This window comes from Xanthomonas dyei (assembly GCF_002939865.1).
Lineage (GTDB): Bacteria > Pseudomonadota > Gammaproteobacteria > Xanthomonadales > Xanthomonadaceae > Xanthomonas > Xanthomonas dyei.
Genome location: NZ_MDEE01000017.1, coordinates 15091 through 40456, shown reverse-complemented (window position 1 = coordinate 40456; position 25366 = coordinate 15091). Strand labels below are relative to the sequence as shown.

The following is a 25366-nucleotide window of genomic DNA, read 5'->3' as shown; positions in this document are numbered from 1 at the left end:
GTGATCAGTCAGCCCAACGTCCAGGCGCTGTGGACTGCGGCAACACCTGCGCCGACAGCGGCTGATCCTGCGCAAGCAGGCTCAGCGCATCGGCAAGAATCGCGGCCGATTCGTGCAGCAGCGGATCGGGACGCTTTTCCGCCGCCTTCTCGCGTGCCGTGTCCTTGACGATGTCGCGCTCGTTGCCGGTCAGGCCGTCGTCGCTGTCATCGGCAAGCGGGTCCAGCGGCAAGCCCAGCTGCTTGCGCACCTGCTGGCGGTCCTTGCGCTGCTGGTCCTGCTTCTGACGCTCGGCCACGCGCTCGGCTTCGTTCAACGAGATGTACTTCTTGGCCTTCTCGTCGCGGAACTGCTTGACGTCCTCTTCCCACCACTGGAACTCCTTGTCGGCAGCGATGCGCGCAGTGTGCAGCGTCTGCAACTTGGGCAGCAGCGGTGCGAAGTTGCCGTACTGGGTGTGCGGCGCGGCAGCGATACGCGTCCACGGCAGCGCGTTGTCGTAGGTGCTTTCGCCAAACTCGGTGGCATCCACGCTGGCCGGGAACGCGATATCCGGCACCACGCCCTTGTGCTGCGTGCTGGAGCCGCTGACACGGAAGAACTGCGCAATCGTCAGCTTGACCTGACCATAGCGCTGGCCTTCGGCAGCCGGCCAACGGTCCAGATCCACGATGTTCTGCACGGTCCCCTTGCCGAAGCTGGTTTCACCGATCACCAGGCCGCGGCCGTAATCCTGGATCGCACCGGCAAAGATTTCCGACGCCGAGGCCGAGCCACGGTTGATCAACACGCCCAGCGGACCATCCCAGGCGACCTTGGGATTGCTGTCGCCGTTGACGGTCACGCGGCCACCGGATTCGCGCACCTGCACCACCGGACCCTGCTCGATGAACAGACCGGTGAGCTCGATCGCTTCGTCCAACGAGCCGCCACCGTTGTTGCGCAGATCCAGTACCACGCCGTCGACCTTGTCGGTCTTGAAGCCAGCCAGCAGCTTGGCGACATCGCGCGTTGCGGACGCGTAATCGGTCGCATTGCGGCGACGGCCTTCGAAGTCCTGGTAAAAGCCCGGCAGCTTGATGATGCCGATACGGCGTTCCGGCTCGCTGCCCTTGGCCGGCAGGGTGATCGTCTCGCCCTTGGCCGCCTGTTCGGCCAGGCGCACCTTCTGACGGGTCAGGGTCACCGTGCGGTGTTTGCCATCGATGCCCGACTCGGCCGGGATGTACTCCAGGCGCACCTGTGTGTCCTTGCTGCCGCGGATCTTGGCCACCACATCGTCGATGCGCCAGCCGATCACATCTTCGATGGCGCCGTTCTTGGCCTGCCCCACGCCGACGATGCGATCGCCCGGCTTGAGCGTGCCATCCACCGCTGCCGGACCACCCGGGATCACCTCGCGGATCACCACCATGTCGTCCTGCTTCTGCAGTTGCGCGCCGATGCCTTCCAGCGACAGCGACATCTGCTGGTTGAACGTTTCGGCGGTGCGCGGGGTGAAGTAATCGGTATGCGGGTCGACGGCGTTGGTGTACGCGTTGACGAAGAACTGGAACACATCCTCGCCCTTGAGCTGCTTCACCGAATCGGCGAGCGCGGCGTAGCGCTTGTCCAGCGTCTTGCGAATGTCGTCGGGCTTCTTGCCGGCCAGCTTCAGGCGCAACCAGTCGTTCATCACCGACTGCCGCCACAACACATCCAGCTGTTTGTCGTCCGATGCCCACGGCACGTCCTTGCGGTCGTACTCGAACTTGTCGCTGCCGGTGAAATCGAAATCCTGTTTGAGCAGGTCGCGCGCGTATTTGACGCGCTGATCGACGCGCTTCTTGTAGATCGCAAACACCTGGAACGCCGGCTCCAGATTGCCGCCGCGCAGCGCGTCGCCCACCCCGGATTGCAGCGGCGCGAAGCCGTCGATGTCGGCCTGGGTGAAGAATTGTTTGCCGCCGTCCAGCGTTTCCAGATAACGCTTGAAGACGTCCTTGGACATCGCTTCGTCCAGCGTCCGCGGACGGTAGGCATAGCGGCTGTCGGACAGCAGGCCGTAGACAAGTTTGGTCGCCGTCGCCTGGTCCGGCGTGGCGGCCGCCGGCAGCGCTGTGTCGGCGCGTGCGAGCAAGGCCATCGGAGTGGTCAACACCAGCGCCAGCAGGCCGGCCTTCATGGACGCAGAAACGTTGTAGGTCATCGAATGGCTCTCGGCACAAGGCCGACGAAAGAAAGGCGGTGAACGGATCAGACAGCATGACAGTGCCCAAAGTTGCTGGCGTTGTCATCCGCTGGCTGAATCAGCCTAGCGCCGGGCCTGTATCGGATTGTGAACGCGACCGTACCTTGCGCCGGCAGCGCGGCAACCGGAGACGACACGGCCCCGTGCACTGCACAGGGCCGGCAATGAAACGGAGGGTTTGGCGACGCCGTCGCAATGGGGCGTCATGCGGACTTTGCGGCCGCGCGCGGCGTTGGCCACCGCGTGCCGCTGCTGCAGGGCGCGTGGAGCGCCGGGCCTGGCTCAGGCAGCGATGTCAATTCCAGCGCTTCCTTGTACTGTCGGGGCAATCTGGGAGCTATCTTACAACGCTCCATTGGACTGAGCGATACGGTTTTACAGGATCAGATGCGCCATCACAGCTTTCAATTGGACTGATTTGTCATGCCCGTCCGTAGGATTCCCAAAAATTATCGCAGCGTGACCGGGATTGCCGCCGCCAAGGCTGAAGGAGCGGCAGAGTTCGAATCCACCCTGGAACGCGATCTGCTGACCCTCTTGGAATTCTCCCCGGAGGTTCGACGGTTTGAAGTCCAGCCCATCACTCTGACCTGGGACGACGACGGCAGGGAACGTCGCTATACACCTGACGCCCTCGCCCACTTCCAGCCCGTACGCGGGACAGAACCTCCCCCGCAGCTCTACGAAGTGAAGTATCGGGCCGACCTCCAGACTAGCTGGGCGGAACTACGGCCGAAGTTCAAGGCCGCCGTCCGTTTCGCCAAAGCCCAAGGCTGGCGATTCAAACTCATCACCGAGCGGGAGATCCGCACGTCCTACCTCGCCAATGCCCAATTCCTGCTGCCTTTCGTGCGGCAGGGGCCACCTGCTGTCGAGGACATGGATTTGCTGGATGGCACCATGCTCGATCTACGGGAAGCCGATGTCGACGGGCTGCTACAGGCCACCTGCCGTGACGAGTGGAACCGCGCCCGATTGATGCCAGCGCTGTGGTACTTGATCGGAACCTTCCAGTTCGGCACCGACCTGCATATGCCGCTGACCATAAAAAGCCGTATTTGGAACAAGGAATGAGCCGGACACCTACCACTTTCGACATTCACCCCGGTGCAGAGGTGCTACGCAATGGCCGCCGCGCCTTTATCACCCATGTCCTCGACCTCGAATCGGTCCTGATCAAAGATGCCGAATCAGGTGAAGTCATTCGCGCACTTCTGGCCGAATTGGCTTCACCAGCTGCAGCTTCAACCCCGCCGCCTGCTGACCTCGAAGAGATTCCCGACGAAGACTGGCAAACCGCTCAGCGCCGTCTCGACATCATTCGCCCCTTGGTCGGTCGTAGAGACAGGACGCGACAGGAGGTAGCCGAGCGAGGCAAGGCATCCGGGATGTCGGCGAACACGCTGTACAACTGGCTCGCTGCCTATGAGGCAAGTGGACGTCTGACAGCACTGATGCCTCAGTCGCGACGCGATAAGGGCAAGTTGAAGTTGTCCTCCGAGATCGAGGCGATCATCAAGTCCGCCATTGACGATGTCTATCTCTCAACGCAGCGCAGGCCGATCACCAAGGTCTGCGATACGGTACGCCAGCGATGCATGACCGCCGGGCTGGAACCGCCGCACCCAAATACCATCCGCAACCGGATATCCCTACTATCCGAGTCGTTCCGGGTCCGGCGTCGCCAGGGCGCGAAAGTTGCCGAGCACATCTTTTCACCTATCGACAGCGAATTCCCCGGTGCAGACTGGCCGCTCGCCATCGTCCAGATGGACCACACCAAGGTAGATATCATCCTTGTGGATGACCTGCACCGTCGCCCGATCGGCCGTCCATGGATCACCCTAGCCATCGACGTCTTCAGCCGAATGATCGCCGGCTTCTACGTTTCGTTCGACCCTCCTGGGGCGCTCTCCACAGGGCTCTGCCTAGCGCAGGCGATACTGCCCAAAGAGCAATGGCTGGCCAAGCACGACCTGGACGCCGAATGGCCGCTGTGGGGCATCCCAAAGATGCTGCATCTCGACAATGCCAAAGAATTCCGTGGCTCTATGCTGCAACGAGCCTGCTCAGAATACGGCATCGACATTTCGTGGAGGCCGGTGGCACGACCGCACTTCGGGGGTCATATCGAACGACTGCTGGGCACGCTGCTGAAAGAAATCCACACGCTGCCAGGCACCACCTTCTCCAACCCACGTGAACGCGGTGACTACGACTCCGAAGCCAAAGCTGCGTTGACGTTGAGCGAATTCGAGGCATGGTTAGCCACGTACATCGCCAAGGTCTATCACCAGCGCAAGCACTCCTCCATCGGAATGCCGCCCTTGGCCAAGTATCGCGAAGGTGTGTTCGGCACCGCGCAGCGCCCCGGCGTAGGGTTACCTGCAAGGATCACCGACGAGCAACGCTTGCGCCTGGATTTCACCCCGTATGTCGAGCGGACCATTCAGGACTACGGTGTCGTCATCGATGAGGTCCACTACTACCACGATGTGCTACGCCGATGGATCGGCGCCAAGACCGGCAGCAGCAAGCAGAAACGCAAGTTCCTGTTCCGCAGGGATCCACGCGACATCAGCGTCATCTGGTTCTATGACCCGGAGCTTCGCGCGTACTTCGACATCCCGTACCGCGACACTTCCCACCCGGCCATCAGTATCTGGGAGTTGCGTGAGGCTGAACGCGTGGTCAAAGAGGCAGGCAAGCCGATCGACGAGCGGACCTTATTCGATGCGTATGACCGGATGAGGGAAATCGAAGCCTCTGCTGAAGCCAAGACAAAGGCTGCGCGTCGGGCCCAACAGCGTCGCCGCGACGGTATTGGAGCTGAAAAGCCGTCCACACCTCCCGCAGCGACTGTGTCCACTGCAAACGATCCTGTCGCAGAGATCGCGCCATTCGAAGAACTGGATGACCTGTCCGATGACCGCCGCTGATCGCTCTTCACACCTCAGCGTGTCGGCCGCTGAATGGCTGGCGCTACCGAACGTCGAGCGGATCGAACGAATCCGCGCTCCGAGATGGATTGGTTACTCCCGCACCCAAGCCATCCTCGCAAAGCTCGAAGATCTCCTGGTGTGGCCGAAGTCACATCGCATGCCGAACATGTTGCTCGTGGGCGATACCAACAACGGCAAGACCATGCTGGTTCAGCGATTCCGTACTCGGCATCCTGCACATGACAACCCTCAAGGTCAGGGCGTCCGCGTACCTGTACTGATGATCCAGGCACCACCCGTCCCGGACGAGGGGCGGTTCTACAATGCCATCCTTGAACTACTGTTCGCTCCCTACAAGCCCAACGACCGAGTCGACAAGAAGCAAGCGCAGGTCATCAAGTTGCTCCGCCACGTCGATCTGCGCATGCTGGTCATCGACGAGATTCACCACATCCTCGCCGGCAACCTGAATCGCCAACGCAGTTTTCTCAACGTGATCAAATACCTTGGCAATGAGCTGCAGGTTCCAATCGTCGGCATTGGAACAAAGGATGCGTTTCGCGCCATCCAGACGGATCCGCAACTGGCCAATCGCTTCGAACCGGCCCTGCTGCCGCGCTGGACATTCGATGCCGACTTCTTGCGCCTTCTTGCCAGCTTCGAGCGCATGTTGCCGCTGGCAGAACCCTCGCGCCTGCACAACACAACCCTCGCCACCCGCCTGTTCTCTCTGAGCGAGGGCTACCTCGGCGAACTGGCGACGCTGTTGAATCAGGCTGCGAGCGCCGCCGTAGAAACTGGCCGCGAACGCATCGACCTCAAGATCATCGACAGCCTCGGCTGGGTGTCGCCGTCGGAGCGGCGGCGGGCGGCGGAACGGATGACGTGAGCCCACTCACCGGCGAGCTCTGGCCAGCGCATCCCAAGCCCCTGCCGGATGAGCTGCTTACGTCCTGGATCGCCCGCGTCGCCAAAGCCAACGGCCTCAAACTGCAAACCTTCTGTGATCGAGTATTCGGTAAGGAACACCAACTCTGGAACCGCGACATCGATCGCTCAGCCCCGGACTGGCTTCTCGACACCCTCGCTCGCCACTCTGGCACACCGACCGATGTGGTACTTCACACGACCTTGGGTGTCTACCGCGGTCGGCTGTTTCGTGAACGCCACTCGTCCGGACAACTTCGCTGGATCCTACCGATGGGTATCTACCATCGCACTCGTCGCCGCTTCGGCCTGCAGTTCTGTCCGCAATGCCTAGCCGATGATGCAGAGCCCTATTTCCGAACCTGTTGGCGTGTCGCCGTGTTAACGTTCTGTCCCAAGCACCAGCTATACCTATATGACCGCTGCCCGAACTGCAGTGCCCCTGTCGCCTTTCACCGACGAGAACTCGGCCATCCGAAAGTCACCGACCCAGGGCCACTCTGTCTATGCCATGCCTGCGACTATGACCTTCGCAACGCCGAACGTAGGCCCTTCGTAGCCTATGAGACCAGCATCGCCACCGAACTGGCTCAACTGGTGGACTACATCTCTGGCAAGGATGACGTCTTCAGTATCGATCACACCGATGTACTGCACCAACTGTGCAAGGTTATGGTCGGAACTCGAAAATCATCGAACCTTGCCGCCTTCGTGATGAACACCATCGGCGCCGAGAACTTGGCCGTCTCGCACCGGCGCCAGACATTTGAGTCACGGCCCATCGAGCACCGCGCGCACATCATCCAGTTGGCAATCTGGCTCCTGGCCGATCCACAGGTGCGCATCCCTATGGCTTGGCGAGCGAAGGCTGTGCGTTACAACCACCTCGTCAGAGACTTTCCATCATCGCCTGCATGGTATCGTGCCATCACTGGGCCACTGAAACGGGAATGGATTCAACTAGGCGCGTGAACGACGCTGTTTCGTTTTCCGGCGATCAGGCCGCCTGCATAGCGACAGGAAGCTTCAGATGTTTCGGCGTCACCAACAATTCGACACCAACGCGCTTGGTTTGAGCTGAGTAGTTCAGTGCTTTACGAGCACAGCGGAACCGGCTGTACAGTTTGGCGATTTCGGGCGTGTCGTCATAGGTAACCATCCATGGCTGACGGATGCCGCCAACGGCACGTGCCAACGCGGCATGGTCATCATGCTGGTAGAAGCTGCAGTACAACTCCGGACCACGCCGGTAGTACGGTGGATCGATGTTGACCAACGTATTGCCGGGTAGTCCCGGCAATACGTTGCGGATGAAATCCTCCGCATCCATACGACTGAGGTGAACGCTCTCCCGATTGTCGGCGATGCGCTTTATCTTACGGATCAAGTCACTCTTGTTGAACCGACAGTCAATCAGGTAATTACCATCCTGTTTCAGGCCACCGATTACGCCCCCCTTCAAGATGCCTGAGCGGTTGGTTCGGTTCAGAAATAGAGTCGAGAAACCCAGGTCCAGCAAACGTGGGCGCGTCGCGTTCTGCACGGCTCGTTGCCGATGCCATTCCTCCAAAGTCACAGGCGTGCGTTCGATACGCTCGCACAAGTCATCGCTGTGCTTAAGGACACTAGCCCAGAATGCGTAGAGGGCCGGATCGATGTCGTTGATGTAGATCTCGGTGATATAGGTGTTCAAAAGCAGGGTCCAAGCGATGCCGCACCCACCGGCAAACGGCTCCACGTAGGTACCGTACAACAGGTTATTGGCCCGCAATACGTCGATGACGAACGGGGTCAATTGGGACTTTCCACCCGGATAACGTAGGGGGGAATCAGTTACGGGCATGGCCGTGCTCCAACTCTACTTCACCAGACTCTAGGCGAAAAGCAAGGCTTTGGCCAGCCCTACTTGAGGCCATCGATCAGCAGGTTGAATCCAGGCTCCAACGTGTCCCACCGGCTTTTTATTTCAGCGGACGTTGGGATGATGCTGCCATGCACCCAAGCACCGATTGTCTCCGGCGACAATCTGCTATCCCTGTCGCTGACCATGACGCGCCAAGGCTTCAGCAGATTGGTCAACTTCCTTTCGGTAAGCTGATCAATCAGACCTTGGTCTTTTGCCATATGCTCAACGCAGCGACTGATGACCTGATGTAGTTCGCCACCTTTCGAAAGGTTGTTATCTGTGGCGTACTGATGCACCAACTGTTCAAGGAATGCACGGAACAGGTAAGCGCTTGCGAAATGGAACTTTGGATCAATATCTCGCAGTTCGTCAAACACCCGCTTCAGCACTTGGTTTCTCAGTTTGGCCTTGAACGTGCTTGGGACAACATGGGCACCACGCATGAAAGGGGAGCGACTGTTACGCTCAGGTCGTGCCTTTTGCGGCGTCGGAATGACTGGAGTGCCCAGCTTGGTTTTGGGCGCCAAACCTCTGACCCTCAAGTTTGAAGCGTAGTTTTCACGTTCCTTGCCATTGCTCCGGGAATGGACAAGTGCATCTGATGCAGGAACTGCATCTGTCAGGAAGGTTTTGACAGCAACATTAAATTCCTCCGTCGGTACATCAATCAGCAATTGACCATTGGATGCAATACCCAATGTGTTTCGCATGACGGGGCTACTCAGATATCGCGTGAGAGTAGTGAGCTTCAGCACGGCTTGCTGATCCGGTGTAATCAGCCCGCTGTTGCTGGCATATTGCAACAGTTCGACAGCCAAGTTGTTGGGTGCAGGCCGATTACCCTGCTTGGCATTGCGGTTCTTTCCGGCTGTGCTCCAACTACGGGTACCTACACCGCCTTGAGCTCCTTCATGCCGTACTGCCTTCCAATGCCGCGCCTCCTCTTTGTCCGTCAAGATCACCACATTCAACGACTTAGGCAATTCGGATTTTGATTTTTTGGACAGCTCCTTGAACAGTTCGCGATGCTGGGCGGGTGCCTTGTCCGGATCATGCAGGAGATGTAGCGCACAAACTCGTCGATTTCCTTCCGCTATGACGAACTTTCCACGAATACTCGGGTGGGGTAGGACGCCGACGACCTCTAAGGGATTAAGTTGTTTGCGCGCTGCGATGTCCTTCGCAAGCGGAATTACCTGCTCCTTGGCGATCAAGGTGGCGATGATCTCAGCCTCATTATCGATAGGGTCATGCCGCGGATTTTCGTTGTCCAGCAGCATCTTGGACAACTGGATGTCAGCTCGTTTTGACACAGCCCACTCCCCTGATTGTTTTGCCACAGTGAACTCCCCTGTCAGTGCGCATCCCTGGCGCTCCGCCCATAAATTCGGATAGGTATGATTTCAAGTGGATAACTTGCAACTCACTACACGACCTTTCGCATCGCGTCACGAAGGTCTGCGGCAAATTTAGCCGCAGACGGACGACTATGGTTGAACAACTCTAGCCTTACATCTGTCGGATACGATTTCAAATTCACCCATACACCCTCGACTGCGACCAGCCCATACAGCAGCCGAATCAAGATACTCTCCGGCACCTGACCCGATTCTCGCGGCACGAAAAGGGCTATACGACTGCGCTCGCTATCGCGACGTTCGTACTCAACCAAGCAACCGAGCACGCCGTCGCAGTCGATATCAATGACCATCACCCGGCGACGGGTACGGCGAGCCGAATCCAAGTAGCTCCATTGCCTGTGGCCAGAGGGCTTAGTCAAGCGCAAGAATTCAGTACTTCCAGATAACTCACGAACATGCGCCTTGGTGCCACTATGATGGTTGAGCGCATCCACCACGGCCTGCAAGGATTCGAACGACGCAGGGAGCGATTCGCTCCGCTTAATCTCGCGCTGCCATTCGATGCTTGCTGGCGCACCGCCTTCTGCTGTTTCACTGCCCGATGGATCACCCGTCCCCAGCACGTCGACCTTCTCGGTACCCGGCACAGCTGCCTTCTTGTAACGGCATTGATCTTTTGGCGTCTTGATGATTTCCTTGCCCCGCAGAGCAGAAAACCGCTCTCCCGCAGAGGGAATAGCGACAGCCTGTAGATCGGCTCGCGGTGGATCATCGCTTTGGACTTCCGTCCCATTGGTGGTCTTTGTCGCCTTTTGTACCAGCGACCAAGCCGGTCGTTTCTCGTCGTCAGGAAGATCCGACTCCGGATCGGCCATGCGCCCATCGTTGTCGCGGACAACTTCCATGCTATCGAATGGGAACGGCGCGGAGCAGCCGGTCAACTCGTAGATCAGCCAGCGATGGCCCTTGCCGTCTTCTTTTGGGACTTCGATACCACGTGTCGTCCAGTTCGTGGTGCCAGCAAACGGCAGGCCACACTCGGCAAAAGCCGTCTTGTAGTTCGCCGTGTCTCGCAGTAGGGAGTTATATATCCGGTCGATTCCGTCCTTGGCATTTGCGTCCGCAAGAACGCGGCCGATCACCCACGCGTCGTCATCCGCCAACCATTGGCGCAAGTGGAGCACCATCCGGCCCGAATCGTGCAGGCGACTGTCTACTGTGCTCTGCGTATTGATGACGCTATCCAGATCGAGCTGCAATGTCCCATTGAACGCGATATGAGCCATATCGCTCGAAACCACATAGTAGAAGCGGATCACCTCGATCATCGGCAGCAGAATGCCATAGGGATCGCCTTCGTGTTTTATCGCGAACAGAGGGGAGAACCAGCAGGACCTGTCAAGTTGATGACAAAATTTGGGAATCAGCCAGCGTGTGTCGGGTTCCTTCTGCACGATCAGACCGGCAGTCGTCGTACCTACCGTCTCCGGGATATTGATGTTCCGGAAATTGCGGGGGTACCCGAAATCCTTACGCTGCCGCCTCCCATTTCGCCACAGGGATCCGATAACTAGGAACGGCAGCAGACCTACGCCAACCCGGAGCTTGACTGTTGCATGGGCATCGAAGTCGCTCTGTTCCCGCAAGAACATAGTCTCCTTGCGGGCAGGACTGAGATGCACATCGATCAACGCCTCCGCCGAGGTCCGCTCCACTCGTCCGAGCCAATCGACCCGCCAGATCCTGCCGTCCTTTGGGAACTCCTGGATAGGTGGAACTCTGGTCGGCATTGGCTGATCAGTCCAATTAAGTGATGTAACAACTCACTAAAGCGTTGTAGAGTCCAATTTATCGTTGGAATTCACAAGCGACGCCCGCGCCAGCGGCCTGGCGATCGGCGTGATACGACGAGCGCACCATCGGGCCGGAGGCCACGTGGCTGAAGCCCAGCGCGTTGCCGTAGTCTTCCAGCGCCTTGTATTCCTCCGGGGTCCAGTAACGCATCACCGGGTGATGGTGCGGCGTCGGCTGCAGGTACTGGCCGATCGTGATCATGTCCACATCGTGCGCGCGCAGATCGCGCAAGGTGGCCTGCACCTGCTCCATCGTTTCGCCCAGGCCGAGCATGATGCCGGACTTGGTGGCGATGGACGGATGCTGCGCCTTGAAGCGCTGCAGCAGTGTCAGCGACCACTGGTAATCCGCACCGGGGCGCACGTTCGGGTACAGGTCCGGCACGGTTTCGATGTTGTGGTTGAACACGTCCGGCGGGCTCAGCGCCAGAATCTCCAGCGCACGGTCCATGCGGCCCTTGCCGCGAAAATCCGGGGTCAGGATCTCGATACGGGTCTTGGGCGAACTGGCACGGATGGCCGCGATGCAGTCCACAAAGTGCTGGGCACCGCCGTCGCGCAGGTCGTCGCGGTCCACGCTGGTCACTACGACGTACTTCAAGCCCATATCGGCCACCGTGGTGGCCAGGCTGGCCGGCTCGTTCGCATCCGGCGGCTTGGGCCGTCCATGCGCCACATCGCAGAACGAGCAGCGCCGCGTGCACACCTCACCCAGGATCATGAAGGTGGCGGTGCCGTGGCTGAAGCACTCGTGGATGTTCGGGCAGCTGGCCTCTTCGCACACCGTGACCAGGCGGTTTTCGCGCAACTTGGCCTTGAGGTTCTGCACCGCGTTGCCGGACGGAATCCGCACGCGGATCCACGACGGTTTGCGCAGCACCGGCGCATCCACAAACTGCACCGGCGAGCGGTTGATCTTGTCGCCACCGATCTGCTTGACGCCGGTCTGCAGCGGCGCAGGTGCGGCGGCGTCGCCGGAGACGACCTGCAAGGGGATGGAACGGGCGATAGGCTGGGTCATGGCGGTACGGGCGCTCAGGCCGGAAGCGAAAGGTCGGGCATTGCGGAGGCGGGGTGCAGCGTCAGGCCGAACTGGCGGGCCAGCTGATCGAGCAGTACTGCCTTGACGGCATCCATCCCGGAGGGGCCACCCAAGTCTAGCACCGAGGTCACCCGCAGGCCCTCGTAGCCGCACGGGTTGATGCGGTGGAACGGTTCCAGGTCCATGGCCACGTTGAACGACAAGCCATGGAAGGTGCAGCCCCGGCGCACGCGGATGCCGAGCGCGGCGATCTTGGCGTCGCCGACATACACACCCGGCGCGCCTTCGCGACGTTCGGCCACGATATTCCACTCGTCCAGTGTGTCGATCAGCGCCTGCTCGATCTTGCAGACGTAATCGCGCACGCCGATCTTGAGCCGGCGCAGATCCAGTAACGGGTAGACCACCAGCTGGCCGGGGCCGTGGTAGGTCACCTGACCGCCGCGATCCACCTGCAACACCGGGATATCGCCCGGGGCGAGCACGTGCTCGGGCTTGCCTGCCTGGCCAAGCGTAAACACCGGCGCATGCTCGACCATCCACACCTCATCGGCGGTCTGCTCGTCGCGTGCATCGGTGAAACGCTGCATTGCACGCCACACCGGTGCGTAGTCTTGCTGGCCGAGGTCGCGCAGCTGCGCGGGCGCAGTCGCAACCAGCGCGGATTCGGCCGCTAAAGCGTCCACTTCACTTCCGGATGGTCGCGCAGCGCCTGATGCGCGGCGTCGAACTGCTCCCGGCTCTCGGCACGGAAGCCGATCTTGACCGAGACATATTTGCCGTTGGAAGAATGCTTCCAGCTCACGCTTTCCTGCAGCAGCTCCACGCCGGTGGCAGCGAGCAGGCGCGGCAATTCGGTTTCCAGGCCACGCTCGGCCGCGCCCATGGCGCTGAGCTCGAAGGTACCGGGAAACTGGAAGCCGTGATCGGGGTTGTCGGTGCTGATATCCATGATCCCATTATCGGGCCGGTGGTGCGCAAACCCAAGTCTGCATTCCCCGAAACCACAAGCGGAGCCACGTGCATGGCACGGGCTCCGCGTGTCCCGCCAGGCAGTGGGCGACTGGCGGGGTTATTCAAAGATGGCGTTCGACAGCGAAGCGATACATCAGCTAAATCAGACCGCGCCCGAAGCCCAAGTGCACGCACGGCACATCTGGATTTGGAACGCCAGCCTGACGCTCTGAGACAGGGCAATCAGCCGAAGAGATCCGGCCGAGGCCCGCGCTTACTTGGACAGTTCCAGCATGGCCGACGACACCCAGCCGCGATTCCCCATCTCGTCTTCGACTTCCCACATGACGCCTTCCTTGGTGCCGGTGGGGTACAGCATCATGCCCGGCTCCAGCGTACGCACTGCTGCGCCGGAGCCCTTGGCGTTGGCCAGCAAACGCCCTGCACGGGTCACGGTAACCGCCTGCTGGGTGTTGGACGCCGCCGCATTGCCGGACAGCCCGCCAAGCTGGGTAACGATGTCGGTATAGGCCTGCAGATACGCCAGCGTGATTACCTGGCCAATTTCGGTATTGGCATAACCGCCAACGCCAGCCGCGCCTAAACCGCCGCCAGTGAACAGGCCGCCCGCCCCGCCCCAGCCCATGTCGGTCTTCTTGGCGTTACCTTCGGCCATGGCCACCTGTTCGGAGGAGCGCACATCGGTGACGGTCAGCGCGACGTCAGCAGTCTTCTTGGTGAAATTCAACCCTCCCACCAGAGCGCCCGCATTACCGCCCACCAGGCCGCCCAGCAAACCTGCAACCGCGCTGCCGCCAGCATTGCTGTTCTGCGAAATGAGGTCTGGCGTCATTACATAGTCGGCCGCGCGGATCTGACCTTTACCGATGTTGGAACGCGCACGCAGATCGCCACTGGCCGCCATCTCGCGCTCGCGCTGCGATGCAGCCATGCCCGCGCCACGGTCCACCAGGGTGAAGCAACGTGACTTGTTGACAAACACCTTGATCAACTTGGATGGCGCCGGCAACTGCTGCCCCGTCCACCAGTTGACTGCGTCTTCCGGCTCGATGACCGACAGGCTGCCCAGCGGCTTGGTGCACACCGGGATCTCCGCAACGCCTTGTTTGCGTTGGTCCTGCGCTGAGCCCTTGCCCTTGAAGGCATCCTTGAAGCCGGCCGATGCCGGCGCGCTGACGCTGGCCAATGCAATGCCCAGCACGCCGGACAGTACTGCTGCGCTCACAGAAATCGTCTTGCTCATGTTTAGTCCCCTGACACCTGCGCTGCCGTCGGCGAACGCGATCCGTTGGTGATGAAATGGCCTGTGAGGGCCGCCGTTCCTTGGGGCTTCTTTCCCCGGGGGCGGATCATATGCTATTCGCGCGCGCTTTTCATCGCTACTAGGTCGCAGTGTCGGCATGCCTCGGACGGAACGGACCGGTGCCTGGGACAGCGTCGCCCAAGTGCAGCCCCCGGGGCATCATGACCGGTACGTTCACGCGGCGCAGCCGCAGGCGCAGGCACCTTTGCCCATCCCGTCCCTCCTTACTCCCCCAGGCCTTCCATGCTCCGACCGCGCGCGCTGTCTGCTGCCTTGCTGTTCTCTCTCACCGGACTTTCGATGCCGGCCTTCGCGGCGGATCAGTGCGATTCCAGCCGGCTGGGTCAAACGCCGCCGGCGGTCAACTTCCGGGTCGACAACGACTTGTTCGGTGGGGAGGACCAGGATCAGGGATATTCCAACGGTGCGGTGCTGACCCTGGTTTCGCCCAATCTGGTCGACTACACCGACGACCCGTGCCTGCCGCGCACCGCACGCTGGGTCAATAGTTATCTGGAGCGGCTGCATCCAGGCGAGTTCGACCAGCAGAACATGGTGTTTTCGATCGGCCAGGCGATCTTTACGCCCACCGATTACACCCGTCGCGACGTGATCCCGGAGGACCGTCCATATGCGGGCATCCTGCTGGCAAGTTTCGGCTACAACGCGCGTAACGAAGCGCACCTGCGGACCACCCAGCTGCAGCTGGGCGTGGTTGGCCCGTGGTCGTTCGCACAGGAAGCGCAGGATGCGATTCACGACGTACTGGGCGACGAGAAATTCCAGGGGTGGGACAACCAGCTGCATAACGAGCCGCTGATCAACCTGGTGCACGAACGTATGCGCCGGTGGCCGGCCGATGCCAGCGGCAATGCCGATGGATTCGGTTGGGATTTCATCTCGCACTGGGGTGGGGCGGTGGGCAATATGGCCACGCATCTGAACGCCGGTGGCGAAGCGCGTTTTGGCTGGAAACTGCCGGACGACTTCGGTAGCACCCCCACCCGCCCGGCGGGCGAAAACACCGCCCCGAGCCGGTTGGGACGTGCCAATGGCTGGTCGGGTCATCTGTTCGTGACCACCGACGCGCGCTGGGTGATCCGCGACATCACCCTGGATGGCAACACCTTCCGCAGCAGCCACAGCGTGGATAAACGCCCGTTCGTGGGCGATGTGGGCTATGGCCTGGCGGTGATGTACGGCCGCTGGAAGTTCGCCCTCGCCCGCTACCACCGCACCCGCGAATTCGAAACCCAGCGCGAAACCCCGGTGTACGGCAGCTTCACGATCAGTCGGATGCTTTGAGGGCTGGGATTGGGGAGTTGGGATTGGGGATTCGCAAGAGCGGGCTGCTGGGGATTTGCGATGGTCGGTAGCCCGATCAAGGGCGCGGATTAGGGAGTCTGGATTAGAGATTCTTTAGAGCGAGCTGCTGGGGCCTTGCACCTGCTCCGTCTTTTGCGAATCCCGAATGCCTGATTTCTAATCCCACAAACAAAAAGCCGGCTTTCGCCGGCTTTTTGCTGCACTTATTCCGATTCCCACCACATCCAGAACGCATCCCAGAGGCGCTTGAAGAAACCGCCCTCCTCCACTGCGTTGATGGCGACCAGTGGGGTCTGGGCGATGATCTTGCCGTCGAGGCTGACCTTCACGGTGCCGACCTGCTGGCCCTTCTTGATGGGCGCTTCCAGGTTCTTGGCCACGTCCATGCTGGGCTTGAGGTCGTTGTAGCGGCCGCGCTGCAGGCTGACCTGCAGCGGCTGCGCCACCCCCAGCTGCACTTCGTCCTGCGCACCCTTCCAGACCTTCTGCTTGGTCACGACCTTGCCGGGCGCGTACAGGCTGTGGGTTTCGAAGAAGCGGAACCCCCAGTTGAGCAGGGCCAGGCTGTCGGTGGCGCGTTGTTCTTCGGAGCTGTCGCCCATCACCACCGCGATCAGGCGCTGGTCGCCGCGCTTGGCCGAGCTCAGCAGGCAGTAGCCGGCCTCGGAGGTGTGGCCGGTCTTGATGCCGTCCACCGCCGGGTCGCGCCACAGCAGCCGGTTACGGTTGCTCTGCTTGATGGTGCCGACCTGGAATTCCTTGATCTTGTTGTAGGCGTAGGTTTCCGGGTAATCGCGTACCATCGCACGGCCCAGCATGGCCAGGTCGTAGGCGGTGGAATGATGGCCTTCGGCACTCAACCCATGCGCGTTGACGAAGTACGAATTCTTCATGCCGATCTTGGCGGCATAGCTGTTCATCAGCGAGGCGAAGGCTTCTTCGCTACCGGCCACATGCTCGGCCAGCGCAATCGCCGCGTCGTTGCCGGACTGGATCGCCATGCCCTTTTCCATGTCTTCCAGACGCGCGGTCTGGTTGACCGGGAAGCCGCTATAGCTGCCGTCGGTGCCGGCACCGCCCTCGCGCCAGGCGCGCTCGCTCATCATGACCTGGTCGTCGCGCTTGACCTTGCCGTTCTTGATTTCCGCAGCCACTACGTAGGAGGTCATCACCTTGGTGATGCTGGCCGGTGCCAACTGCTGATGGATGTTTTCGCCGGCGAGCACCTGCCCGGTGGCGTAATCCATCAGGATCCAGGATTTGGACACGGCCGGCGCGGGTGCGGGCGGAACCGGCAGTGCAGCCGGCGCGGCAGCCACAGCGGGAGTCGGCTGCGGCGCAGGTGTCTGGGCGCAGACCAGGCCGAAGGCGAACGTGGCCAAGGCAGCGGCGGCGAAGCGGAATTTCATTGAAGAACGACTCCTGACGGGCCCGAAGGCTGGGTAATACGAAATTGTAAGGCGCGATGAAGATTCAGGCGACGCGCGCCGGGACGGACGCGCCTGCGCAGTTCAGTGTTGCGGTCGGCTGATCGGGCGTATGACGTCCCAAGCCGCCGACTGCGGCCCGTACTTCAAAGCGGTTGGTAGCGCCGGCGCCGCGCATCGGGTCGCTGACCTCGATGGCGGCGCATGACGGCACGACGGTTTGCGCTCAGTTGGCAACGATCTGCGGACGTCCAAAACCCAGGCCGGCGATGCGCTGGGCAATCTCCGATGCATTGGCATGGTCGCGTGCGTTGACGCGCAGGCGCCACAGGGTGCGGCCACCGCTGACGATGTCGCTGACGCTGGCACCGGCGATGCCAGCCGAGGCCAGCTGCGACAGCGCGCGGTTGGCGTTTTCGCGGCTGGCAAAGCTGGCGACCTGCAACAGGATGTCGCCAAGCGCAGCCTCGGCCACGCTCGGCGCCTTGGCCGGCATCGGGTCCGGCTTGAGCGGACGCGATGCCACGCTTTCTGGTGCCTTGACCACGGCAACGGCCACCGGGGCTGTTGTCGCGCCTGCCGGTCGCTGCTGCACGGCAGCGGCGGGTTTGCCGGTGGCCACACGCACGCCCTGCGTCTTCATCCAGGCATCGAAGTTGTCGGCATTGCCAGGCTGGCGGGAATCGGCCACGCGGTAGCGCCAACGCTCGCCGGCCGCAGTGACCGGTGCTGCGGCAGTTGCTACTGCAGCCGTGGCAACCGCTGTGCCCGCAGCTGTCGCCACCGTGCGCGGCGGAACCGTGCGCGTGGGCAGACGCTGCACCAGGCCATCGATCTGGCTGCTACCCGACGCCGGCCGCGCGGTGGCAACCGCCGAAGTGGCCGGCACCTGGCCTCGATTGCGCTTGGCCAGCAGGTTGCCGTTATCGGCTTCGGTCAGCCCGCGCACTTCGACATTGCCGGTGCCTTTGCCGGTGATGCCCAGCTTGACCGCGGCGGCGTAGCTCAGATCGATCACGCGGCCATCGTGAAACGGGCCACGGTCGTTGACGCGCACCACCACCGAATCGCCGGTGTCGGTATTGGTCACCAGCGCGAAACTGGGCAGCGGCAGCGTCTTGTGCGCGGCGGTGAAGGCGTACATGTCGTAGACCTCCTTGTTGGAGGTCAGGCGGCCGTGGAATTTGCTGCCGTAATACGAAGCGGTGCCGCGTTCGACATAGTCGCCCGGGTTGTCCATCACCACGTAGCGCTTGCCCAGCACTTCATAGGGCGAGCGATTGCCGACTGCCGAGCGCGGCTCGTCGGTGACCAGCGGTTCGGGGATGCAGGCCACATTGGGGACGTGGTCGGGCGTGGTGTCCTTGACGCCGGGTTTGTACAGGCCGCCGGCGGTGTAGTCGCCGCGCGTGGACGGGTCTTCCTTGGCGGCCGCATACGGCGAGGTCGACGGGCATCCGGTGGCGACGTACGCCGGTCCCTTGCCGTCAACCTTGACGCCCTTGATGGCGCCGCCACCCTTGGCACCGACGTTTTTCTTCGGAGCGCTGCTACAGGCCGCCAAGCCGAGCATCAGCGCCATCGGGATCAGCCACTTGGGGCCTGTCATGCTGTTCATGCCGGGGGTAACTCCTTACCGGCGATGGCCTCGGACAACTGGAACACGGCCATCGCATACATTTTGGAAATGTTGTATCGGGTGATCGCGTAGAAGTTCTGGAAGCCCAGCCAGTACTGCTTGCCGTTGGCGTCGTCCAGGCTGATCGGCGTGGCGGTGCTGCCGGCCACCACCGGCGCGCTGGGGTGATACCCGCGCGCGGACAGATCGGCCAGCGTGTATACCGGCGACCAGTCGGTGGGATTGAATTCTTCTTGGCCGGCAGTCAGCGTGGCTGGTACGGCGACCTGACCGCCGCGCACCCAGCCGCCCTTCTTGACGAAGTAATTGGCGATCGAGGCGAACACGTCGTTGTAATCGGTGAACAGATTGCGCTTACCATCCGCATCGCCATCGACACCGAACTGGCGGTAGCTGGAAGGCATGAACTGGCCCATGCCCATCGCGCCGGCGTAGCTGCCGATCAGGCTGGTGACATCGAGTTGCTCTTCCTTGCCGAGCGCGAACAATTGGCCGAGTTCGTCGCGGAAAAACAGCTCGCGGCGCACTTCGCGCTCGAGCTTGGCCGGGTCGCCGCTGCGCGGGTAGCGGAACGCCAGCGTGTACAACGCATCCAGCACGCGGTACTTGCCGGCATTGCTGCCGTAACTGGTTTCCACCCCGATGATGGCCACGATCACCTGCGCCGGCACGCCGGTAGCGGCTTCGACCTTGCTCAGCTCGGCGCGATGCTGGGCCAGGAAGCTGCGGCCGCCATCTATGCGCGCCTGGGTGATGAACATCGGTCGGTATTCGTTCCACGGTTTGACCCGCTCGGCCGGCCGCGACATGGCAGTGACGATGGCATCCTTGAATTGCGCCTGCGCCAGCACCGCTTCGATCTGTGCGGCGTCGATGCCGTATTTGGCGGCGGTGTCGCGCACGAAGTTGGCGCGTGCGATCTCGAACGGGACCGGCGTCAGGTCGACCGGCGGTAACGCGGGCGCTTCGGCGGCGGCGCTTGCAGGCGCGACCGGAGCCACTGGCGGCTTGGCCGGAGGCGCGCTGGCGGCCGGCGGCGGGGACGGAGGGCTGGGCTGGGTCGCGCAGGCGACAAGGCCGAGGGTGAGCAGGCAGGTCAGGGTGCGTCGAATCATCGGCCGAGGGTAACAGACATCAGATGAACTTCTGGCAATAAGACCATGAAACGAAAAGACTTTAGCCAAAATCAAGGTCTGCCGCAGCAGGTGGGGGCAGTTTGCTGGCTGAGGAATCGGGATTGGGGCCGACGGCTGGCAGCAGCCGCCTCGCGGCCACACGGCGCGGTAGCACGATGACCGCCACTGGCATGCCGGCGTTGCGCGAAGACACTGGATGCTCGACGGTGATTGCGATCAGCTGATCGCGAGCGATATCGCCGCGCCGGCGTCAGTGCCGCGAAGCCGGCCGTCGCCACCTTGGAAAGTGCCAGGCCAGCTAGCCGGCTTGGCAGCTCATGGAATATCGAAGCCAGTTGCCAGCGGCTGCATCGACTGAGCAGCCGTGGCAACAAACCAGGCGCGGCCGCTAGGGTCAGCCGCGCCTGTCGTCTCACAGCGCCGGGAAGCGCGGCGCGCCCGAGCAGGTCGGTATCGCGCCGCCCAGTTGTAGCTGTGCAGTAGTGACGCCGGTACCGGTCGGTGTCAGCGCGCTGTTGCTCAGACCGATCTGCGCGTTGCTCGCATTGACCGATGTGTTGCCGGTCACCACGTTGGCCAGCACCAGATCAAGACGGGTCTGCGCATCGTAGCCACGCAGGATCCAGCCCTTGCCGCCGGCATCGTTCGTACTACGCAGCCCGTCGACGACGATTTCGCTGAAGGTCGGCTTGGTGCCGCTGCTACCGCCGGCATAGAACGGGTTGATCACCAGCGGGCTGGTCACGCCGTACAGGCAGGTGTTGCGATACGTGACCTGGCTCACCGGCCCACCCTCGACGATGCTGGTCTTGATGCGCAACCCGTTGTTGTCGGTACTGCGATTGCCTGCGTCGTCGGTAGACACCAGCGCGTTGTTGTCGACCAGTACATTGCTGACGCCGGACATCACTTCGCTGCCGATGGAGATGCCATGCGTGCCATAGCAGCGCGTATTGCGCACGGTGATGTTGGCCGACTTGGAAGCGATGGTCTTGATCGCCACGCAATCGTCGCCGCCCATCACATCGTTGTCGTAGAGGGTGGCATTGACCAAGCTGTCCAGATCCAGGCCGTCGGTATTGGGACTGGTGGCGGGCGACTTCACCCGCACGCCCCAGATGGTCAGGCCATCGACGATATGCGCGAAGAAATGGAAGTACGCCGCGTTGATCAGGTTGATGTCGTACAGCGTAAATTCCGTTGAATTCTGCACCTTGATCAGATCCGGGCTGTTCTGCACCTGGCCGGCCGCCTTGGCATCTTCGCCCAATTGCCACCAGGTGGTGCTCTTGCCCAGCATGGTCAGATCGCCGCGGCCATCGATGGTGCCCTGACGCCCGCCGGTGCGGATGCCCATGACGCCCGACTTGGCGCCCTTGACGCTGATCAGCGGCGCGCAGCCGCCGCTCTTGGGACCTGCCACGCCGCAGCTGCCGCCGTAGTCGACCGGATTGCGTGAGCCGTACAAGGTGACGCCCTGGTCGACCACCAGCGTGACACCCGTGGGAATGGTCAGCGGTCCGGTCAGAAACGCGTCACCGCTGCCGCTGGTCAACAGCACACTGCCGTTTTTGCAGGCATTGAGCGCGGCCTGGATGGTCTTGGTGTCGGGCGGCGAGCGCTCCAACGCATCATCGAATTGACGCCCGGTCGGGGTCAACCCAGCCTTCAAGGACGGCGCACACGTGGCTGGAGGTGCGGGTTGCGCGACAGCGCGGGTATCGCCGGTGGCGAAAGTGACGGCACTGGCCTGCGCGGCAAGCAGCAGACAGACACCGCCGATGGCGGCGGTTAGAAATTTCATGGAAAGAGGCACCAGAAAGAGGAATGGCGCGCACCTGCAGAGGCAACGCGACGCGGCCGCTATCACTGCGGCAGCATGGCGAACTCTACGGAGCGCGGCCATCACATGCAGAACGCGAGCGAACCCGATGCCGCGCGCACGAAGCCGGCCTGCTTCGCTGTGCCGTCATTGCAATGCAGCGCGCAAAACGCGGCGTTATTTGTGCTTTGTCAGCGCGCTGACACACGCGTGTCGCATCCATCAGGGTTGCACTGTCACGCATGCCGCTGGCGCGTCACGTGCGACGATGCAATGCGCCGCTGCGACACCGCCACGCCTCAATACCCATGGACCGGTCGGTGCGTCTTTACTGCCATCACCAGGCCCAATCCGGCCAGCAACGACACCGCCGAGGTGCCGCCGTAACTCATCAAGGGCATGGGCACGCCGACCACCGGCAGCAGGCCGGAGATCATGCCGCCGTTGACCAGCACGTAGACGAAGAACGCCAGACCGGTGGCGCCGGCGACCAGGCGCGAATAGGTATCGCGCGCCTGCGAGGCGATCCACAGGCAGCGGCCGATGACGATGAGATAGAGCGTGAGCACGGTGGCCACGCCGATCCAGCCGAATTCTTCGCTGAGCACCGAAAACGCAAAGTCGGTGGTCTGTTCGGGAATGAAGTTCAGATGCGATTGCGAGCCCAACCCCCAGCCCTTGCCATCCAACCCGCCGGAGCCAATCGCGATCTTGGACTGGATGATGTTCCAGCCGGCGCCGAGCGCGTCGTTCTCGGGGTTGAGGAACATCATGATGCGGTCCTTCTGGTACGGCCGCAGCAGCCAGAACCAGGCGATCGGCGCCGCCGCCGCCACACCGCCCAGACCCACGGCCACCCACCACCACGGCAGACCAGCCAGCAGCAGCACGAACACGCCGCTGGCGGCGATCAGCACGCCGGTACCGAAGTCCGGCTGCAACATGATCAACGCGGTAGGCACGCCGATGATCATGCAGGTGACCAGCACGGTGGAGATGCGCGGCGGTAGCGGCATGCGATGCAGATACCAGGCCGCCATCATCGGCAGGCTGATCTTGAGCAACTCGGCCGGCTGCAGATAGAACACTTTCAGATCCAGCCACTGCCGGCCGTATTTGCCGGTGCCCAGCGCAAACACCGCCAGCAACGGCAGCATCGACAAGCCATACACCCACGGGGTCCAGGCGCGCAGGCGCAGCACCGACATGCGCGAGATGCCCCACATCGCGGCCACGCCGATGACGAAGCGGATGCCTTGCGCCATCACCAGATGATCGCCGTTGGCCGTGCCGCCGGCACTCTTGAGCACCGACAGGCCGATCACCATCAAGCCGCCCAGCGCCAGGCACAACACCCAGTCCAGGCTGCGGGTAAAACGCGCGGCCATGTCCGCCAACCAGCGCAGGATGTCACTCAATGATCGGTCTCCTGCACCGCATCCGGCACATCCGGTACCACCGGCTGCGCGGGCGTGCTGGGATCCAGCGCAACGGCGGTCTGGCCGATCACCACCGGCAATTCTTCCAGCGTGGCGGCGGCCGCATCACCGGCCGCACGTGCATCGGTTGCACCGGCTTCGAACTGGTTGATGCCCACGGCGGTCATGCCCAGTTCGCTGTCCAGCGGCAGGATGCCCGCAGGCATCTTGCCCAGCAGCCAGGCGTCGAAGATCTTGCGTGCGATCGGCGCTGCCGAGCTGGTACCGAAGCCTCCGCCCTCCACCGCCACCGCCACCGCGATGACCGGGTTGTCGGCCGGCGCAAAGCCGACGAACAGGCCGCGGTGGCGCAGGTGCATCGGCAGACTGCGCGGGTCCACGGCGGCCACGCCCTTGCGGCTGACCACCTGCGCGGTGCCGGTCTTGCCGGCCATCTGATACGGCGCGCCGGGCGTGATGGCGTAGCCGGTACCGCCGGGGCGCATGGTGTCCATCATGCCCTCGCGCACCACTTGCAGATGCGCCGGATTCGGGCTGATCGGCTTGCCCGGCGGCTGGATCATCGGCTGCCAGGGGTGATCGAAGCCGGTGCGTTCTTCCAGCACCAGATGCGGGCGCAGCAGCAGGCCGCTGGCGATCGCCGAGATGCCGCGGACCAATTGCAACGGCGTCACTTTCCAGTCGCCCTGGCCGATGGCGATGTTGACGGTGTCGCCGGGGTACCAGCGCTCCTTGCGGGTCTTGTACTTGTAGGCCGGCGACGGCAGGATGCCGCCGATTTCGCCCAGCAGATCCAGCCCGGTGGGCGCGCCGAAGCCGTACCCGCCCATGTAGTGGTCGAAGCGCTCGATGCCCATGTCCACCGCCAGGCGGTAGTAGTAGGTATTGACCGATTGGGCGATGGATTTGCGCAGATCGGTCCAGCCGTGGCCGCCACGGTGCGAGTCGCCCCAGCCGCGGCTGACGCCGGGCAGATAGAACATGCCGGTGGACAACACCCGGTCTTCCGGCCGGCGCAGGCCGCTATCCAGGCCGGCCAGGGCGATCAGCGGCTTGAGCGTGGAGCCCGGCGCCACGCCACCGAGCACCAGCCGGTTGAACTGCGGCCGCGACGGATTGTCGTTGAGCATCTTGAAGTCGGTATGCGAGATGCCGTTGACGAACAGATTGGGGTCGTAGCTGGGCAGGCTGACCATGCCCAGGATCTCGCCGGTGCGCGGATCCATCGCAATGGCCGCACCTTCGTGTTCGCCGAACGCCGCCACCATCGCGCGCTGCAGATCGGCATCCACCGACAGCCGCAGATCCGCACCCGACTGCGGCGCGACCCGGCCGACGGTGCGGATCGCCCGCCCCTGCACATTGGTCTCGACCTGCTCGTAGCCAACCTGCCCGCGCAGGTCCTGTTCGTAATAGCGCTCCAGGCCGGACTTACCCATATGGGTGAGCGCGGCGTTGCCCTCGCCCAGCACCGCCAGATCTTTTTCGTCGATGCGGCCGACGTAGCCGATGATGTGCGCGAACAGCGGCCCGTACGGGTAGCGCCGGGTCAGATATGGCTCCAGCTCCACGCCCGGGAAGCGCCAGCGCTCCACCGCAAAGCGCGCCATCTCTTCATCGCTCATGCGCAGCTTGAGGGTGACCGGCAGGAAGCTGCGGCGCGCGCGGCGCTCACGGTTGAAGCGTTCCAGATCCTCCGGCGCGATCGGGATCACCTTGCCCAGCGCGGCCAGCATGGCGTCCATGTCGGCGACCTTGTCCGGGGTCACGTCCAGCCGGAACGCCGGCACGTTTTCGGCCAGCAACCGGCCGGTGCGGTCGTAGATCATGCCGCGCCCGGGTACCACCGGTTTGGGCTTGATGCGATTGGCTTCCGAGCGCGTGGCGTAGACCTCGTGGTCGAGCACCTGCAGCTTGAAATACCAGCCGCCCAGGCCGACCAGGCAGATCACCACCATCACAAACCCCAGCACCGCCCGGCGGCGGAACTGCTCGGCCTCGGCATGCGGATTCTTGGGTTGGCGCCGACCGTGCATGG

Annotated in this window: 19 protein-coding genes; 5 read left to right on the top strand and 14 right to left on the bottom strand. The window is 62.4% G+C overall.

Going from position 1 to position 25366, the window contains the following annotated elements:
* Positions 1 to 4 precede the first annotated feature (4 nt).
* The gene (locus XdyCFBP7245_RS12720; protein ID WP_211287693.1) at positions 5 to 2164 is read right to left on the bottom strand and encodes a carboxy terminal-processing peptidase; all 2160 of its coding nucleotides are present in this window, start codon (positions 2162 to 2164) and stop codon (positions 5 to 7) included.
* A 489-nt stretch (positions 2165 to 2653) separates the two neighbouring features.
* Between XdyCFBP7245_RS12720 and XdyCFBP7245_RS12715 the strand changes: the two genes are divergently transcribed.
* From XdyCFBP7245_RS12715 to XdyCFBP7245_RS12700, 4 genes are read left to right on the top strand one after another with little or no spacing between them, the layout of a single operon-like run.
* The gene (locus XdyCFBP7245_RS12715) at positions 2654 to 3304 is read left to right on the top strand and encodes a TnsA endonuclease N-terminal domain-containing protein (protein ID WP_104615971.1); all 651 of its coding nucleotides are present in this window, start codon (positions 2654 to 2656) and stop codon (positions 3302 to 3304) included.
* A complete protein-coding gene (locus XdyCFBP7245_RS12710; RefSeq protein WP_104615970.1) occupies positions 3301 to 5169 on the top strand; it encodes a Mu transposase C-terminal domain-containing protein in 1869 nt (622 codons plus the stop codon). Before XdyCFBP7245_RS12715 ends, XdyCFBP7245_RS12710 begins: the two co-directional genes overlap by 4 nt.
* A complete protein-coding gene (locus XdyCFBP7245_RS12705) occupies positions 5156 to 6061 on the top strand; it encodes a TniB family NTP-binding protein (protein WP_104615969.1) in 906 nt (301 codons plus the stop codon). Before XdyCFBP7245_RS12710 ends, XdyCFBP7245_RS12705 begins: the two co-directional genes overlap by 14 nt.
* Positions 6058 to 7071 carry a TniQ family protein gene (locus tag XdyCFBP7245_RS12700; protein ID WP_158255511.1) on the top strand — a complete coding sequence of 338 codons (1014 nt, stop codon included), beginning with the start codon at positions 6058 to 6060 and terminating at the stop codon, positions 7069 to 7071. Before XdyCFBP7245_RS12705 ends, XdyCFBP7245_RS12700 begins: the two co-directional genes overlap by 4 nt.
* Before the next feature lie 25 nt (positions 7072 to 7096).
* Here XdyCFBP7245_RS12700 and XdyCFBP7245_RS12695 read toward each other — a convergent pair whose 3' ends face one another.
* From XdyCFBP7245_RS12695 to XdyCFBP7245_RS12665, 7 genes are all read right to left on the bottom strand, one after another.
* Complete coding sequence (locus tag XdyCFBP7245_RS12695) at positions 7097 to 7942, bottom strand: DNA adenine methylase (RefSeq protein ID WP_104615967.1); 846 nt, start codon at positions 7940 to 7942, stop codon at positions 7097 to 7099.
* 59 nt (positions 7943 to 8001) lie between these two features.
* A complete protein-coding gene (locus XdyCFBP7245_RS12690) occupies positions 8002 to 9294 on the bottom strand; it encodes a ParB N-terminal domain-containing protein (protein ID WP_146091671.1) in 1293 nt (430 codons plus the stop codon).
* A 137-nt stretch (positions 9295 to 9431) separates the two neighbouring features.
* A complete protein-coding gene (locus XdyCFBP7245_RS12685) occupies positions 9432 to 11156 on the bottom strand; it encodes a hypothetical protein (RefSeq protein WP_104615965.1) in 1725 nt (574 codons plus the stop codon).
* 58 nt (positions 11157 to 11214) lie between these two features.
* Positions 11215 to 12240, bottom strand: coding sequence for a lipoyl synthase (lipA, locus tag XdyCFBP7245_RS12680; RefSeq protein ID WP_104615964.1), 1026 nt, complete (start codon positions 12238 to 12240; stop codon positions 11215 to 11217).
* A 14-nt stretch (positions 12241 to 12254) separates the two neighbouring features.
* Complete coding sequence (gene lipB / locus XdyCFBP7245_RS12675) at positions 12255 to 12947, bottom strand: lipoyl(octanoyl) transferase LipB (RefSeq protein WP_104615963.1); 693 nt, start codon at positions 12945 to 12947, stop codon at positions 12255 to 12257.
* Positions 12935 to 13213, bottom strand: a complete 279-nt coding sequence (locus tag XdyCFBP7245_RS12670) for a YbeD family protein (RefSeq protein WP_046965075.1) — start codon at positions 13211 to 13213, stop codon at positions 12935 to 12937. Before XdyCFBP7245_RS12670 ends, lipB begins: the two co-directional genes overlap by 13 nt.
* Before the next feature lie 276 nt (positions 13214 to 13489).
* On the bottom strand, positions 13490 to 14479 hold the full coding sequence (locus XdyCFBP7245_RS12665; protein WP_055850633.1) for a CsgG/HfaB family protein: 990 nt from the start codon (positions 14477 to 14479) through the stop codon (positions 13490 to 13492).
* Between the two features lie 303 nt (positions 14480 to 14782).
* Here XdyCFBP7245_RS12665 and XdyCFBP7245_RS12660 point away from each other — a divergent pair, with 303 nt between their 5' ends.
* Positions 14783 to 15844, top strand: coding sequence for a lipid A deacylase LpxR family protein (locus XdyCFBP7245_RS12660; RefSeq protein ID WP_104615962.1), 1062 nt, complete (start codon positions 14783 to 14785; stop codon positions 15842 to 15844).
* A gap of 224 nt (positions 15845 to 16068) precedes the next feature.
* Here the strand turns inward: XdyCFBP7245_RS12660 and XdyCFBP7245_RS12655 are convergent, their stop codons facing one another.
* The 6 genes from XdyCFBP7245_RS12655 to mrdA all read right to left on the bottom strand — a co-directional run bounded on the left by XdyCFBP7245_RS12655 (position 16069) and on the right by mrdA (position 25364).
* Positions 16069 to 17274, bottom strand: coding sequence for a D-alanyl-D-alanine carboxypeptidase family protein (locus XdyCFBP7245_RS12655; protein WP_104615961.1), 1206 nt, complete (start codon positions 17272 to 17274; stop codon positions 16069 to 16071).
* Between the two features lie 244 nt (positions 17275 to 17518).
* On the bottom strand, positions 17519 to 18910 hold the full coding sequence (locus XdyCFBP7245_RS12650) for a septal ring lytic transglycosylase RlpA family protein (RefSeq protein ID WP_104615960.1): 1392 nt from the start codon (positions 18908 to 18910) through the stop codon (positions 17519 to 17521).
* Complete coding sequence (gene mltB, locus XdyCFBP7245_RS12645) at positions 18907 to 20046, bottom strand: lytic murein transglycosylase B (RefSeq protein WP_104615959.1); 1140 nt, start codon at positions 20044 to 20046, stop codon at positions 18907 to 18909. The genes XdyCFBP7245_RS12650 and mltB overlap by 4 nt, the downstream gene beginning before the upstream one ends.
* A 433-nt stretch (positions 20047 to 20479) precedes the next feature.
* Positions 20480 to 21871 carry a glycoside hydrolase family 28 protein gene (locus tag XdyCFBP7245_RS12640; RefSeq protein ID WP_104615958.1) on the bottom strand — a complete coding sequence of 464 codons (1392 nt, stop codon included), beginning with the start codon at positions 21869 to 21871 and terminating at the stop codon, positions 20480 to 20482.
* 317 nt (positions 21872 to 22188) lie between these two features.
* Entirely contained in the window at positions 22189 to 23307 is a 1119-nt protein-coding gene (gene rodA / locus XdyCFBP7245_RS12635; RefSeq protein WP_104615957.1) for a rod shape-determining protein RodA, read from the bottom strand.
* A complete protein-coding gene (gene mrdA / locus XdyCFBP7245_RS12630; protein ID WP_104615956.1) occupies positions 23304 to 25364 on the bottom strand; it encodes a penicillin-binding protein 2 in 2061 nt (686 codons plus the stop codon). Before mrdA ends, rodA begins: the two co-directional genes overlap by 4 nt.
* Positions 25365 to 25366: the final 2 nt, after the last annotated feature.

What these genes read in the sequence shown, in the direction of transcription:
- XdyCFBP7245_RS12650 (WP_104615960.1), bottom strand. Translation starts at nt 18,910, where the DNA reads ATGAACAGCATGACAGGCCCCAAGTGGCTGATCCCGATGGCGCTGATG.
- XdyCFBP7245_RS12660 (WP_104615962.1), top strand. Translation starts at nt 14,783, where the DNA reads ATGCTCCGACCGCGCGCGCTGTCTGCTGCCTTGCTGTTCTCTCTCACC.
- XdyCFBP7245_RS12670 (WP_046965075.1), bottom strand. Translation starts at nt 13,213, where the DNA reads ATGGATATCAGCACCGACAACCCCGATCACGGCTTCCAGTTTCCCGGT.
- mltB (WP_104615959.1), bottom strand. Translation starts at nt 20,046, where the DNA reads ATGATTCGACGCACCCTGACCTGCCTGCTCACCCTCGGCCTTGTCGCC.
- mrdA (WP_104615956.1), bottom strand. Translation starts at nt 25,364, where the DNA reads ATGCACGGTCGGCGCCAACCCAAGAATCCGCATGCCGAGGCCGAGCAG.
- XdyCFBP7245_RS12715 (WP_104615971.1), top strand. Translation starts at nt 2,654, where the DNA reads ATGCCCGTCCGTAGGATTCCCAAAAATTATCGCAGCGTGACCGGGATT.
- XdyCFBP7245_RS12720 (WP_211287693.1), bottom strand. Translation starts at nt 2,164, where the DNA reads ATGAAGGCCGGCCTGCTGGCGCTGGTGTTGACCACTCCGATGGCCTTG.
- lipA (WP_104615964.1), bottom strand. Translation starts at nt 12,240, where the DNA reads ATGACCCAGCCTATCGCCCGTTCCATCCCCTTGCAGGTCGTCTCCGGC.
- XdyCFBP7245_RS12655 (WP_104615961.1), bottom strand. Translation starts at nt 17,274, where the DNA reads ATGAAATTCCGCTTCGCCGCCGCTGCCTTGGCCACGTTCGCCTTCGGC.
- XdyCFBP7245_RS12710 (WP_104615970.1), top strand. Translation starts at nt 3,301, where the DNA reads ATGAGCCGGACACCTACCACTTTCGACATTCACCCCGGTGCAGAGGTG.
- XdyCFBP7245_RS12705 (WP_104615969.1), top strand. Translation starts at nt 5,156, where the DNA reads ATGACCGCCGCTGATCGCTCTTCACACCTCAGCGTGTCGGCCGCTGAA.
- XdyCFBP7245_RS12685 (WP_104615965.1), bottom strand. Translation starts at nt 11,156, where the DNA reads ATGCCGACCAGAGTTCCACCTATCCAGGAGTTCCCAAAGGACGGCAGG.
- XdyCFBP7245_RS12665 (WP_055850633.1), bottom strand. Translation starts at nt 14,479, where the DNA reads ATGAGCAAGACGATTTCTGTGAGCGCAGCAGTACTGTCCGGCGTGCTG.
- XdyCFBP7245_RS12695 (WP_104615967.1), bottom strand. Translation starts at nt 7,942, where the DNA reads ATGCCCGTAACTGATTCCCCCCTACGTTATCCGGGTGGAAAGTCCCAA.
- XdyCFBP7245_RS12640 (WP_104615958.1), bottom strand. Translation starts at nt 21,871, where the DNA reads ATGAAATTTCTAACCGCCGCCATCGGCGGTGTCTGTCTGCTGCTTGCC.